This is a genomic window from Aeromonas sp. QDB63 (assembly GCF_027707425.1).
GTDB classification, from domain to species: domain Bacteria; phylum Pseudomonadota; class Gammaproteobacteria; order Enterobacterales; family Aeromonadaceae; genus Aeromonas; species Aeromonas caviae.
The window spans coordinates 14,227-26,318 of record NZ_JAPCIS010000027.1; the positions used below are offsets into that span (position 1 = coordinate 14,227).

Below are 12,092 nucleotides of genomic sequence, written 5' to 3' on the forward strand. Positions count from 1 at the left end.
CCCTTTTTCAGGTGTGATGCCGATGATCCCTTCCTATTCCCGCATGACGACGCTGTTGTTCTGGTGCCTGCTGGCGGCGAGCCTGCTGGCCATGGTGTTATTCGAATTCGGACCCGAGCGGCGGCTCGACATCCTGAGCCAGGCCGGTTTGTCCGTGCGTGCCCAGGATGACAGGGCCCACAAGGGCTCCTCCGTCGCCACCCTGAGTCAGGGGGGCGACAGACCCGCCATCCAGTGCACCCTGCGAAGCCAATATGCCTATCCTTTCTGCGAGCTGGTTCTGACCCTGACCGACCCCGAGCGGGGGCTGGATCTCTCCGGCTTCACCGGGGTGCGGGTGAGGCTGGATGTAGAAGGGCAGGGGGTACAGGCCTGGCGCCTTTATCTGCGCAACTACGATCCCGTCTATTCGACGCGGGAAGACGAGAGTTCCCACAAGTTCAACGAAGTGCTCTTCACCGCCAGGGATTTTGGCCGCGAGCAGGATGTCCCCCTGAACGTCTTCGCCCCCAGCTCCTGGTGGGTGCAGCAGTACGACATTCCGCTGGTCCAGCAGGGGCCGGATCTGCACCATGTCTATGCCATCGAGATCGCCTCCGATGACAAGATGCTGCCGGGGGAGTACCGGTTGCGGCTCGAGCGGCTGGAGTTCTATGGCCGCTGGTGCAAGCCGGGGGACTTCTATCGCTATCTGCTGCTGGGGTGGCTTGTCTACGGCGTGCTGCTCTTCCTGGTCCAGAATCTGATGTTTGGCGATCGGCTGCGCAAGGCCAGGGAGGCGCGCCTCGCGGCTGAAGCCCTGAGTGCGAGCCTGTGCGAGCAGAACCGGCGTACCGAGGAGGAGGCCCGCTACGATCCCCTGACCGGGGCCCTCAACCGGCTCGGCGGCGAAAAGCTGCTCGGGGAGCTCGGCGAGATGCCGCTCTCCTTCATCTATATCGACATCGATCACTTCAAGGGGGTCAACGACGGTCACGGCCACCCGGTGGGGGACGAGGTGCTCAAACACATGGTGAGCGAGCTGCTGCGCCATTGTGACAGCCTGTGCCGACTGGTGCGCTGGGGCGGGGAGGAGTTCGTGCTGGTCTGCCTCCATTACGACGAGGGACGAGCCGCCGCCCTGGCGGAGCGGCTGAGAGGGGCGCTGGAGGGGTACAGGCACTGGCCGCTGGGGCTCGGTATCACCGCCTCCTTCGGGGTGGCCGAGCGGCGCAAGGATAGCCTGGAGCAGGCGCTCAAGCGGGCCGACGAGGCGCTCTATCAGGCCAAGCAGAATGGTCGCAACCGGGTGGAGGTGGCGCCCGACTGATCCGGCGCTGGAGCCCATGGCCGGGCGGGGCTATCATGCGCCCCATCATTTATCCGAGGAGAGATGCCATGGCACAACACATTGGCGCCCTGACGCTGCTGGTGGCGGATTACGACGAGGCCATCGCCTTCTTCACCCGGGGAATGGGCTTCGAGCTACTGGAAGACACCCCCCTCGACGAGCCGGGCAAACCGGGCAAACGCTGGGTGCGGGTCGCTCCCAAGGGGGCTCCCGGCTCCGCCCTGCTGCTGGCCCGCGCGGCCAACGAGGAGCAGCGCGCCGCCATCTGTCGCCAGGGGGGCGGTCGGGTCTTCCTGTTTCTCGAGACCGACGACTTCTGGGGCGATTACGAGCGGATGCAGGCCTATGGCGTTCGTTTTTGTGAACAGCCGCGCCTCGAACCTTACGGCACCGTGGTGGTGTTCGAGGACATCAGTGGCAATCGCTGGGACCTGCTGCAACTCGCTGCTGCCAACTGAATCTGAAAACGTTTATCATCCCGCCCGTCATAAAGTCATAAAAGTGTCACAGAAAGTTCTAATAATTGGCGCACCCATCTTCACAGAGGAGAGAGAAGGGATATGGCTAAGCGAATTCTGGTGGTCGAGGACGAGGCACCGATCCGCGAAATGCTCTGCTTCGTGCTTGAGCAGAAGGGATATGAAACAGTAGAAGCAGAAGATTACGCCGATGGACTGGCAAAGGTGCGCGAACCCTACCCCGAACTCATCGTGCTGGACTGGATGATGCCAGGCGGCAGCGGTATCCAGTTCCTCAAGCAGCTCAAGCAGGATGAGATGACTCGCCAGATCCCGGTGGTGATGCTGACCGCCCGGGGCGAGGAAGAGGACAAGGTGCGCGGGCTCGAGGCCGGTGCCGACGACTACATCACCAAACCCTTCTCCCCCAAGGAGCTCACCGCCCGCCTGCACGCCGTGATGCGCCGTGTCTCTCCCACCTCGGTGGACGAGGTGATCGAGGTGCAGGGGCTCAAGCTGGATCCCGTTTCCCACCGGGTCAGTGCCGAGGAGAAGGCCCTCGACATGGGGCCGACCGAATTCAAGCTGCTGCACTTCTTCATGACCCACCCCGAGCGGGTCTACAGCCGCGAGCAGTTGCTCAACAACGTCTGGGGTACCAACGTGTATGTCGAGGACAGGACGGTAGACGTACACATTCGCCGCCTGCGCAAGGCCATCGAAGAGACGGGGCACGACAGATTGATCCAGACGGTGCGCGGGGCTGGCTACCGCTTCTCGACCCGTCTCTAGGTCAGGGCCAGTGCCGCCAGCGCCTGCCGGCGGGCATTGGACCCGGCTCTTTGCTGTCTCTAGGAGATCTTAATGTTGCAACCTTACGCCTGGCGGCGACAGTTGTGGCGAATGGCGTTCTTCTACAGCCCCTTCGTCTTGGTAGGTTGGTTAATCGATCATCTCGTTCTCTGCCTGCTGGTGGCCACTGTGGTGCACCTGGTCTGGCACTACCGCTTCCAGAAGCGGCTGTCGGACTGGCTGTGGCACGATCGCAGCCTGGTGCCGCCCCACGGCAGCGGCAGTTGGGAGCACATCTTCAACGGCATCTACAAGTTGCAGCAGCGTCACCGGGCCCGGCGCCGGGAGCTGGCGGGCCTCATCCGCCGCTTTCGGGAAGGGGCGGAGGCGCTGCCCGATGCGGCCGTGGTGTTTCGTACCGACGGCAGCATCCTCTGGTGCAACCGGCTGGCGGAGCAACTGCTCGGCTTTCGCTGGCCCGAGGATGCCGGCCAGCACATCGGCAACCTGATCCGTCACCCCGCCTTCGTCGCCTATCTGGGCAAGGGGCAGTATGACGAGCCGTTCGAGATGCACTCCCCCATCAACGAGGAGAAGTTCCTCGAATTTCGCATCATGCCCTATGCGGAGGACCAGGCCATGCTGGTGGTGCGGGACGTGACCCGGCTGCGCAGCCTGGAGAAGACCCGCAAGCACTTCGTCTCCAACGTCTCCCACGAGTTGCGTACCCCGCTCACCGTGCTCAAGGGGTATCTGGAGATGACCGAGGAGCCGCCGCCCCCCGCCATGTGGGCCAAGGCGCACAAGGTGATGATGGAGCAGACGATCCGCATGGACAATCTGGTTAACCAGCTGCTCACCCTGTCGCGCATCGAGGCGGCGCCCACCGTGGATCTCTCCCATCTGGTGGACATGCCCGCCATGCTGGGGCTGCTGGAGCAGGAGGCGCGGGCACTCTCCGGCGAGCGGGCCCACGAGATCGTCTTCATGGTTCAGCCCAATCTGCTGGTGCGCGGGGATCAGGATCAACTGCGCAGCGCCGTCTCCAACCTGGTCTACAACGCCATCCACTACACCCCGGCGGGGCGCAAGATCACCGTGGAGTGGCGCAAGCAGGGGAGCATGGCGCTGTTTGCGGTGCAGGATGAGGGGGAGGGGATCCCCCCCGAGCATCTGGCGCGGCTCACCGAGCGGTTCTATCGGGTCGACAAGGCCCGCTCGCGCCACACCGGAGGGTCCGGGCTCGGCCTTGCCATCGTCAAGCACGCCCTGAGTCATCACGATGCCCATCTCGATATCGAGAGCCGGGTCGGTGCGGGCAGCCGCTTCAGCTTTCTCATTCCCGCCCGCATGGTGCTGGTGAAATAATATTTTGTGTCAATGTGTTAGCAACGAGAGAAGGGCTGCATCGCAGCCCTTTTTTCATCCGGGCCACTCTCGGCCCATGTCATCAAAGTGTCATATAAATTCCATAAATTTGTCACTGCCAGGCCAGATACTGGCGCCGTCTTAAAGAACGGACCTTCTGTAACACTGGAGAAGGAGTGGTGCTGGCCCACGGATCATTGCGATCGGGTGTCAACCACGTTTAGACGTCAACCTGACGATTGCCTTCTGCAACCTTGGACTTGGAGAGATTGGATGAAACTCAACAAACTGGCTGGTGTCATCGGATTCACCGCAGCAACCCTGTTTTCTGTCAGCGCTCTGGCTGCCGGTGTGGATAAAGACCTGCCGGAATACACACCGACCAGCGGCATCTCGGGCAACCTGTCCTCTGTCGGCTCGGACACCCTGGCCAACATGATGACCCTGTGGGCCGAAGAATTTAAGCGCATGTATCCCAACGTCAACGTGCAGATCCAGGCCGCCGGTTCTTCCACCGCACCGACTGCCCTGACCGAGGGCGTCGCCCAGTTTGGCCCCATGAGCCGTGCCATGAAGGCCGGTGAAGAGGAGGCATTCGAGAAGCGCTACGGCTACAAGCCGACCGCCATCCGCGTCGCCGTCGATGCCCTGGCCGTGTTCGTCAACAAGGACAACCCCATCAAGGGGCTGACCATGTCGCAGATCGACGCCATCTTCTCCAGCACCCTCAAGTGCGGCGAAGCCAAGGCGGCCACCAAGTGGTCTGATCTGGGTCTGGACGGCAGCTGGTCCGGCAAGGATCTGCAACTGTTCGGTCGCAACTCCGTGTCCGGTACCTACGGTTACTTCAAGGAACACGCCCTGTGCAACGGTGACTTCAAGAGCGGCGTGAACGAGCAGCCGGGCTCCGCCTCCGTGGTACAGTCCGTCTCCTCCTCCCTGAACGGCATCGGCTACTCCGGTATCGGCTACGTCACCTCCGGCGTGCGCGCCGTTCCGCTCTCCAAGGATGGCAAGACCTTCATCGAGGCGAGCTCCGACAACGCCATCACCGGCAAGTACCCGCTGTCGCGCTTCCTGTACGTCTACGTGAACAAGCATCCGAACAAGCCGCTCTCCCCGATGGAGCAGGAGTTTGTGAAGATGATGCTCTCCAAGGCGGGCCAGACCATCGTTGCCAAGGACGGCTATGTGCCGGTCCCGGCCAAGGTGGTTCAGGCCGACCTGAAGAAGCTGGGCATCATGTAACAGAACATGCCCTTGCAGAAAAACGAGCCCCATGCGGGCTCGTTTTCATTGGTGCGCCCCAGGATCTTTTTGGTCGCATGGCGCAGCGCCCGGCTTGCGCCGGGCGGCGGCATTTCCGAGAATAGGGCAACTTCACGGCAAAGGACCCTCTCATGCGCGCATCTTCCCTCTCCAGACTGGCCCTGACGGCCTTGTGCAGCGCCCTGCTGGCCGGCTGCGCCCAGTCACCGACCGGTCGCAACCAGATGCTGCTCTTCTCCCCCCAGCAGATGAACCAGCTGGGCGCCGACTCCTTCACCCAGATGAAGCAGCAGGAGAAGGTGAGCACGGATGCCAGGATGAATGCCTATGTGGGCTGCGTGGCCAAGGCGGTGACCGCCCAGGTGCCTGCCAGCTATGGCATCACCAGCTGGGAGGTGGTGGTGTTCGACTCCAAGGAGATCAACGCCTTCGCCCTGCCCGGCGGCAAGATAGGCGTGTACAGCGGCCTGCTGAAAGTCGCCAAGAATCAGGACCAGCTCGCCACCGTCATCGGTCACGAGCTGACCCACGTGCTGGCCCAGCACTCCAACGAGCGCCTCTCCCGGGATCAGCTGACTGGTATCGGGCTGGCGGTGGCGGACGCCGCCATCGGCAGCAGCGACAGCCTCGGGGGCGCTGCCACCATGGCCGCCCTGGGCCTCGGGGTCCAGGTGGGGATAGCCCTGCCTTATGGCAGAACCCAGGAGAGCGAGGCGGACCGGCTCGGCCTCGAGCTGATGGCCCGCGCCGGGTTCAACCCGGCCGAAGCCGTCACCCTGTGGCAGAACATGAGCGCCGCCTCCGGTGGCAAGGCACCGCCCCAGCTGCTCTCCACCCACCCCAGCGACCAGAGCCGGATCGCCAACCTGCAGGCCCAGCAGGCCGAAGTGCAGCCACTGTACCAGCAGGCGAAAGCATCAGGGCTGGTTCCCCAGTGCAAGGCGTAAGCCTGCGCCTGGCGCGTCCCGCCGATGCCGCCGCCATGACGGTGATGCAGCGGGCGAGCTGGCTGGCGGCCTACGGGGAGGTGCTGGGGGCCGACATGCTGGCCCAGCTGGCGGTGACCGACCACCTGCAGATCTGGCGACACCGGCTCGCCGAGCCCGGCCCCGTTCCCATGCTGGTCTGTCAGGACGACGTGGTCATAGGCCTGCTCTACTGGCAGCCCTCTTTGGAGGAAGGCTTGATGACGGCGCGGATCCGGGCGCTCTACCTTCATCCCGATCACTGGCGTCAGGGTCATGGCAAACGGCTGTGGCAGGCGGTGGCGGTGCAGATGCGCCGGGCCGGTTGCGAGTGTGTCAGGCTCTGGCTGCTGGATGGCAATCACATCGGCGAGGGATTCTACCTGCGCCGCGGCTTCATGTTCGACGGTCAGGAGCGCACCCTGATGAGCCTCGGACACCCTTGCCAACAACGACAAATGTTCCGTTTGCTTTGAGCTGGCTCCCGTTTTTCGCCCCTGGTCACTTTATTTTTTTTGCGAATTAATACAATGTGCCCCATCTGGACAGACCGAGGTGGCCGGGTCCACCGCAAGGGAGTGTGGCATGTACTACGGATTTGATATTGGCGGCACCAAGATTGCCTTCGCGGTGTATGACGACGCCCTGACCCTCTGCCATGAAGAGCGGGTGAGCACGCCGGGCAACGACTACCCGGCGCTGCAGCAGCTTGTGCGCGAGCGGGTCGAGGCGGCGGATGCGCGCTTCGGGGTGAAAGGGGCCGTCGGCATCGGGTTTCCGGGGATCCTCAATCGCCTCGACGGGAGCATAGTGGCGGCCAACCTGCCCGCCATCCATGGCCGCCATCTGGGGGCGGATCTGGCCGAACTGCTGGGCCGACCGGTCAAGGTCGACAATGACGCCAACTGTTTCCTCTGGTCGGAAGTGCATCAGGGGGCCGCAGACGGTGCTGGCAGCGCCCTCGGCGTCACCATAGGTACCGGCATCGGCGGCGCCGTCTACCTGGCGGGCAAGCTCATCCAGGGGCGCAACTGGCTGGCGGGGGAGATAGGTCACTACCCGCTGCCCGCCACCATCCTGATGAAATACCCGGATTTGCCCCGTCCCCGCTGTGGCTGCGGGCGCCTGGTCTGTTTCGAAACCTATGCGTCGGGCACGGGCCTGGAGCGGCTATACCACCATGTTCATGGAGAACGGGTGAGCGGCCACCAGATCGTCGCCCGTGCCGATGCCCGTGAGGCGGCGGCCCTCTCGACCATCGACTGCTGGCTCGAGATCATCGCCGCTGGCCTCGCCACCGCCATCTCGGTGATTGATCCCGATGTGGTGGTGCTGGGGGGCGGCCTGAGCGCCCTGCCAGCCCTCTATGAGGAGTTGCCCAAACGTCTGCCCGGCCACCTGCTGCCCGGTGTCGCCCTGCCGGCGATCCGCGAGGCCCGCTTCGGTGGAGCCGGCGGTGTGCGCGGTGCAGCCCTGCTCAATCTGTGAGATCGGACAGAGGGTCTGATCTCCCCGAACAAGGAGTCATCATGACCCGTCTTGAAATCTGTATCGACAACCTCGAATCCCTGTTCACCGCCCAGGCGGCCGGCGCCGATCGCATCGAGCTCTGCTCTGCGCTGGGGCTGGGCGGTCTCACTCCCTCCTATGGTTTCATGCAGCAGGTGGCGCGCCACGCCACCGTCCCCGTCTACGCCATGATCCGTCCACGCGCCGGAGATTTTTGCTTCAACGACGGCGAGTTCGAGATGATGCTCTTGGATATCGCGGCCGCTCGTGCTGCGGGCCTGCAAGGGGTGGTGGTCGGTCTGCTGGATGAAGATGGACGGGTACCCGAAGGCAAGCTCCGGCAACTGGTCGAGGCGGCGGGGCCGCTCGGCGTCACCTTCCACCGGGCCATCGATCTCTCCTCCGACTGGCGGCTGGATCTCGAGACGATCGTCGCGGCAGGTTGCGAGCGCATTCTGAGCTCCGGCCATGCGCCGACCGCGCTGGCGGGGCTCGAAACCCTGCAGGCCATGCACCAGGCGCTGGCGGGTCGCGCCAGCCTGATGCCCGGGGCCGGGGTCAACGCCGACAACGTGCGCACCATCATCGAATTCACCGGCGTCAATGAAGTGCACATGTCCGGCATGGGCTGGCGCGGCGGCATGGTGCCCCATGGTGTGAACATGGGCACTTCGGACGATGGCCGGGTCAACATCACCGACGGCGCCAAGGTCGCAGCGGTGAGGGCACTGCTGGACAGGGCCTGATACAGACCGTGCGGCGCCATGGTGCCTCTATCTGTGACGTCAACATGGGCACCTCGGACGACGGCCGGGTCAACATCACCGACGGCGCCAAGGTCGCGGCGGTGCGGGCTCTGCTGGACAGGGCCTGATACAGACTGTGCGGCGCCATGGTGCCTCTCTCTGTGACGTCAACATGGGCACCTCGGACGATGGCCGGGTCAACATCACCGATGGGGCCAAGGTCGCGGCGGTGAGGGCGTTGCTGGACAGGGCCTGATACAGACTGTGCGGCGGCATGGTGCCCTGTTTTGCTCCCTTCTCCCCTTGCGGGAGAAGGGGCGGGGATGAGGGGGCCGATGTGAGGCGTCTCCCACCGGCGGGCAATTGAGGGGCGTCTTGGCAGCACGGTGCAAAAAAGTCTGTTATCATCCCGTCTCTTTTACCATCAGGACCCGGAGCAACCTCTCAATGTCCCAATACGACTCTATCGAACAGAAGGCCAGCTACGGCATCGGCCGCAACATGGGCGACCAACTGGCTCAGCAAGCCTTCGCCGGTCTGGATATCCCGGCCCTGCAACAAGGTCTGGCTGATGCCCTGAACGGTCTGGAGTTCGCGGTCAGCCGTGACGATATCAACGATGCCTTCCAGGTCATCACCGCCCGTATGCAGGAAGAGCAGGAAGCTGCCGCCAAGGCCGCTGCCGCCGAAGGCGAAGCCTTCCTGGCCGACAACGCCAAGCGCGCCGAAGTGAAGACCACCGACTCTGGTCTGCAATATGAAGTCATGGTCGAAGGCAATGGTGCCGTGCCGGTTGCCGGTCAGTCCGTGCGCGTGCACTACCACGGTACCTTCACCCACGGTGGTGTGTTCGACAGCTCCGTTGCGCGCGGCCAACCGGCCGAGTTCCCAGTGACCGGCGTGATCGCCGGTTGGGTGGAAGCGCTGCAGATGATGCCGGTTGGCTCCAAGTGGAAGCTCTACATTCCGCAGGATCTGGCCTACGGTGCCCGTGGCGCCGGCTCCATCCCGCCGTACTCCGCTCTGGTATTCGAAGTGGAGCTGCTGGACATCCTGTGATCCGGCTGGCGTGATGCAAACGGCGACCCTGAGGTCGCCGTTTGTTTTTGGACCGCCCAAACGGGCCATGTGCCTACGGCGGGGATTTGGATATAGTCAGAGCGTCGTCCATTCCGGCCATGTGAGGGAGACACGCCATGGCAGCCATCATCGAGGTCGTCGATCTCGTCAAGCACTTCCCCGGCGCCAAGGCGGTGGACGGGCTCAGTTTTGCCATTCCCGCCGGCAGCTGCTTCGGCCTGCTCGGCCCGAACGGGGCGGGCAAGACCACGACCATAGAATTGCTGGAGGGGCTCCTCACCCCGGACAGCGGCCAGATCCTGTTTCACGGCGCCCCGCGCGGCCCGGATTATCGCTCCCGCATCGGCATCCAGTTCCAGCACACGGCGCTGCAGGATTTCCTGACGGTGCGCGATACCCTGCGCCTGTTCGCCAGCCTCTACCCCAATCCCTTGCCACGGGAGCTGCTCATCGATCTGTGCGCCTTGGGCGAGTTCATCGACAGGGACAGTCGCAAGCTCTCGGGGGGCCAGCGTCAGCGCCTGCTGCTGGCTCTGGCCCTGCTCGGGGATCCCGAACTGCTGTTTCTGGATGAGCCCACCACAGGACTGGATCCCCAGGCGCGCCACCACTTCTGGCAGCGAATAGAGGCGATCAAGGCCCAGGGCAAGACGGTGGTGCTCACCACCCACTACATGGACGAAGCGCAGCAGCTGTGCGATCTGATTGCCATCGTCGATCACGGCCACCTGCTCAGTCTGGATACGCCGGCTGCCTTGCTGGCGCAACACTTCGACGGCGTGCTGGTGCGCCTTGGGGGGCACCCGGCCCTGGCTGGGCTCGGCTATCCCCTGCGTCCGGTCGGCGATCAGGTGGAGCTCTGTTGCCCCGACGTGGCGACCCTGTTGCCAGCCTTGCTGGATCTTGGTGTGCCGCTCACCGGCATGCAGGTGCGCTCCCCCAATCTAGAAGATCTCTTCCTGAACCTGACCGGCCACAGCCTGCGGAGCGGCGCATGAGAGGGATGACCGAGTTCTGTCTGACCGTGGCCCCCGTGTTGCGGTACGCCTTGCCGACATGCAATCCCGGGAGTGGACGATGAAGGGATCCCTCAAGCGCATCGGGGCGCTCTTCTATGCCCGCACCCTCGAGTTCGTACGCGATCGCGCGGCCCTGGTGTGGAACCTGCTTTTCCCGCTCCTGCTGGTCATCGGCTTCTCCCTCATCTTCTCCGGCCCGCCCAAGCCGCTGGTACAGATCGGGGTGGTGGGGGAACTGCCTGCAACCTATGCCCCACTGCGCGCCGTGCCGCTGCTCAAGATCATCCCCTATGACGAGGCGTCGAGAGGTCAGCTCAAGGTCCGTCACCATCAGCTGGACCTGCTGCTCTCACCCGCCGGGGGGCGTTACTGGATAAACCCGGACGCCCCTCAGGGGGCCATGGCCGAGTATCTGCTGCGCCAGGCGGTGCAGGGGCCCTTGCAAAGAGAGACCCTGAGCGGGCGCGCCATTCGCTACGGCGACTGGCTGCTGCCCGGGGTGATCGGCATGAACCTGATGTTCTCCGGCCTGTTCGGGGTCGGGTTTGTCATCGTGCGTTATCGCAAGAACGGGGTGCTGAAACGGCTGCGAGCCACGCCGCTCGGCGCGCTGGAGTTTCTCTTCGCCCAGTTGCTGTCACGGGTGCTGATCACCCTGGTGGTGAGCCTGCTGGTCTTCTGCGCGGCCTACTGGTTGCTGGATGTGCCCCTCATCGGGTCGGGGTGGCTGCTGCTGGTGATCGCCCTGGCGGGAGGAACGGCCATGGCCTCCCTTGGCCTGCTCATCGCCGCTCGCCTGCAGAACGAGGAGCTGGCGAGCGGTTTGCTCAATCTCATCAGCTTGCCCATGATGTTTTTATCCGGTGTCTGGTTCTCGCTAGAAGGCGCGCCCGCCTGGCTGCAGCAGCTTGCGGCCAGGCTGCCCCTCAGCCAGATCATCGAAGCAGCCCGCGCCGTGATGCTGGAAGGGGCGGGATGGCAGGAGGTGGCAGGCCCTCTGGGCCAGGTCATGGTGTTCGCCCTGGTGTGCATCTCGCTGGGAACCATGCTGTTCAAATGGAGTGCAAAATGAAACCTGTTCTGTGGTTGTTGCTGGTGGCGGCCTTGCCTGTGCAGGCAGGTACCCTGCGTTGCAAGAACGCCTTGCTGACCGAGGGAGACACCACGGCAGAGCTGCTGGTTCGCTGCGGCCAGCCGATGCTCAAGGAAGATCTCACCCGCTTCGAGGAGAACGGCTTCGGGGCGAGAGTGACGGTCAAGTATGCCGAGCGCTGGACCTACAACTTTGGCAAGCGGGAATTCATGCAGTTTGTCACCGTCGAAAACGGCGTCATCACCGACATTGCGGATGGTCCACGGGGAGGATGACCTCCTGGTTTTCTGAAGCCCAGCCTGCGGGAGATGAGGTCGCCATTTCCCCGCCTTTTACCTCTTTTTCTGTTGCTTTTCCCTGCCTGTTATCGCCATTTTTCCATATGGGCTCATGCTGCCTCACTCTGGTGCTTTTGGCATAAAACTGAATCTGATGAGTCAGTTGTCAGCAGAAATGGCTGCCC

Annotated in this window: 14 protein-coding genes and 1 pseudogene; all 15 read left to right on the plus strand. The window is 63.6% G+C overall.

Annotation, left to right across the window (positions count from 1 at the left end; translation table 11 throughout):
- Positions 1-22 precede the first annotated feature (22 nt).
- The 15 genes and pseudogenes from PG879_RS15385 to PG879_RS15455 all read left to right on the plus strand — a co-directional run bounded on the left by PG879_RS15385 (position 23) and on the right by PG879_RS15455 (position 11,904).
- On the plus strand, positions 23-1,309 hold the full coding sequence (locus tag PG879_RS15385) for a GGDEF domain-containing protein (RefSeq protein WP_042864240.1): 1,287 nt from the start codon (positions 23-25) through the stop codon (positions 1,307-1,309).
- Positions 1,310-1,377: 68 nt separating this feature from the next.
- Positions 1,378-1,788: a VOC family protein gene (locus tag PG879_RS15390; protein WP_181023053.1), complete on the plus strand. Its 411-nt coding sequence runs from the start codon at positions 1,378-1,380 to the stop codon at positions 1,786-1,788.
- 102 nt (positions 1,789-1,890) lie between these two features.
- Entirely contained in the window at positions 1,891-2,580 is a 690-nt protein-coding gene (gene phoB / locus PG879_RS15395) for a phosphate regulon transcriptional regulator PhoB (protein ID WP_010673471.1), read from the plus strand.
- A 72-nt stretch (positions 2,581-2,652) separates the two neighbouring features.
- Positions 2,653-3,948, plus strand: coding sequence for a phosphate regulon sensor histidine kinase PhoR (gene phoR / locus PG879_RS15400; protein WP_010673472.1), 1,296 nt, complete (start codon positions 2,653-2,655; stop codon positions 3,946-3,948).
- Positions 3,949-4,221: 273 nt separating this feature from the next.
- The gene (locus PG879_RS15405; RefSeq protein WP_039039286.1) at positions 4,222-5,196 is read left to right on the plus strand and encodes a PstS family phosphate ABC transporter substrate-binding protein; all 975 of its coding nucleotides are present in this window, start codon (positions 4,222-4,224) and stop codon (positions 5,194-5,196) included.
- A 152-nt stretch (positions 5,197-5,348) separates the two neighbouring features.
- Complete coding sequence (locus tag PG879_RS15410) at positions 5,349-6,164, plus strand: M48 family metallopeptidase (protein WP_010673474.1); 816 nt, start codon at positions 5,349-5,351, stop codon at positions 6,162-6,164.
- On the plus strand, positions 6,152-6,658 hold the full coding sequence (locus tag PG879_RS15415; RefSeq protein WP_052816140.1) for a GNAT family N-acetyltransferase: 507 nt from the start codon (positions 6,152-6,154) through the stop codon (positions 6,656-6,658). Before PG879_RS15410 ends, PG879_RS15415 begins: the two co-directional genes overlap by 13 nt.
- 109 nt (positions 6,659-6,767) lie before the next feature.
- Positions 6,768-7,670: an ROK family protein gene (locus tag PG879_RS15420; protein WP_010673476.1), complete on the plus strand. Its 903-nt coding sequence runs from the start codon at positions 6,768-6,770 to the stop codon at positions 7,668-7,670.
- 41 nt (positions 7,671-7,711) lie between these two features.
- Complete coding sequence (locus PG879_RS15425; protein WP_052816142.1) at positions 7,712-8,437, plus strand: copper homeostasis protein CutC; 726 nt, start codon at positions 7,712-7,714, stop codon at positions 8,435-8,437.
- 38 nt (positions 8,438-8,475) lie between these two features.
- Positions 8,476-8,565 (plus strand): annotated as a pseudogene (locus PG879_RS15430) (copper homeostasis protein CutC); the annotation flags it as partial.
- A gap of 8 nt (positions 8,566-8,573) precedes the next feature.
- Positions 8,574-8,693: a copper homeostasis protein CutC gene (locus tag PG879_RS15435; RefSeq protein ID WP_080990052.1), complete on the plus strand. Its 120-nt coding sequence runs from the start codon at positions 8,574-8,576 to the stop codon at positions 8,691-8,693.
- A gap of 191 nt (positions 8,694-8,884) precedes the next feature.
- The gene (locus PG879_RS15440; protein WP_010673478.1) at positions 8,885-9,496 is read left to right on the plus strand and encodes an FKBP-type peptidyl-prolyl cis-trans isomerase; all 612 of its coding nucleotides are present in this window, start codon (positions 8,885-8,887) and stop codon (positions 9,494-9,496) included.
- Between the two features lie 137 nt (positions 9,497-9,633).
- Positions 9,634-10,515 (plus strand): ABC transporter ATP-binding protein, encoded by an 882-nt coding sequence (locus PG879_RS15445; protein ID WP_270830380.1) that lies wholly within the window; start codon positions 9,634-9,636, stop codon positions 10,513-10,515.
- 79 nt (positions 10,516-10,594) lie between these two features.
- Positions 10,595-11,608 (plus strand): ABC transporter permease, encoded by a 1,014-nt coding sequence (locus PG879_RS15450; RefSeq protein WP_210538121.1) that lies wholly within the window; start codon positions 10,595-10,597, stop codon positions 11,606-11,608.
- Complete coding sequence (locus tag PG879_RS15455) at positions 11,593-11,904, plus strand: DUF2845 domain-containing protein (RefSeq protein WP_029313965.1); 312 nt, start codon at positions 11,593-11,595, stop codon at positions 11,902-11,904. Before PG879_RS15450 ends, PG879_RS15455 begins: the two co-directional genes overlap by 16 nt.
- The last annotated feature ends 188 nt before the right edge of the window (positions 11,905-12,092 follow it).

Excerpts from the sequence above, each read along its gene's own strand:
- PG879_RS15390 (WP_181023053.1), top strand. The coding sequence starts at position 1,378 with ATGGCACAACACATTGGCGCCCTGACGCTGCTGGTGGCGGATTACGAC.
- PG879_RS15420 (WP_010673476.1), top strand. The coding sequence starts at position 6,768 with ATGTACTACGGATTTGATATTGGCGGCACCAAGATTGCCTTCGCGGTG.
- PG879_RS15440 (WP_010673478.1), top strand. The coding sequence starts at position 8,885 with ATGTCCCAATACGACTCTATCGAACAGAAGGCCAGCTACGGCATCGGC.
- PG879_RS15445 (WP_270830380.1), top strand. The coding sequence starts at position 9,634 with ATGGCAGCCATCATCGAGGTCGTCGATCTCGTCAAGCACTTCCCCGGC.
- PG879_RS15425 (WP_052816142.1), top strand. The coding sequence starts at position 7,712 with ATGACCCGTCTTGAAATCTGTATCGACAACCTCGAATCCCTGTTCACC.
- PG879_RS15410 (WP_010673474.1), top strand. The coding sequence starts at position 5,349 with ATGCGCGCATCTTCCCTCTCCAGACTGGCCCTGACGGCCTTGTGCAGC.
- PG879_RS15450 (WP_210538121.1), top strand. The coding sequence starts at position 10,595 with ATGAAGGGATCCCTCAAGCGCATCGGGGCGCTCTTCTATGCCCGCACC.
- PG879_RS15385 (WP_042864240.1), top strand. The coding sequence starts at position 23 with ATGATCCCTTCCTATTCCCGCATGACGACGCTGTTGTTCTGGTGCCTG.
- phoR (WP_010673472.1), top strand. The coding sequence starts at position 2,653 with ATGTTGCAACCTTACGCCTGGCGGCGACAGTTGTGGCGAATGGCGTTC.
- PG879_RS15455 (WP_029313965.1), top strand. The coding sequence starts at position 11,593 with ATGGAGTGCAAAATGAAACCTGTTCTGTGGTTGTTGCTGGTGGCGGCC.
- PG879_RS15405 (WP_039039286.1), top strand. The coding sequence starts at position 4,222 with ATGAAACTCAACAAACTGGCTGGTGTCATCGGATTCACCGCAGCAACC.
- phoB (WP_010673471.1), top strand. The coding sequence starts at position 1,891 with ATGGCTAAGCGAATTCTGGTGGTCGAGGACGAGGCACCGATCCGCGAA.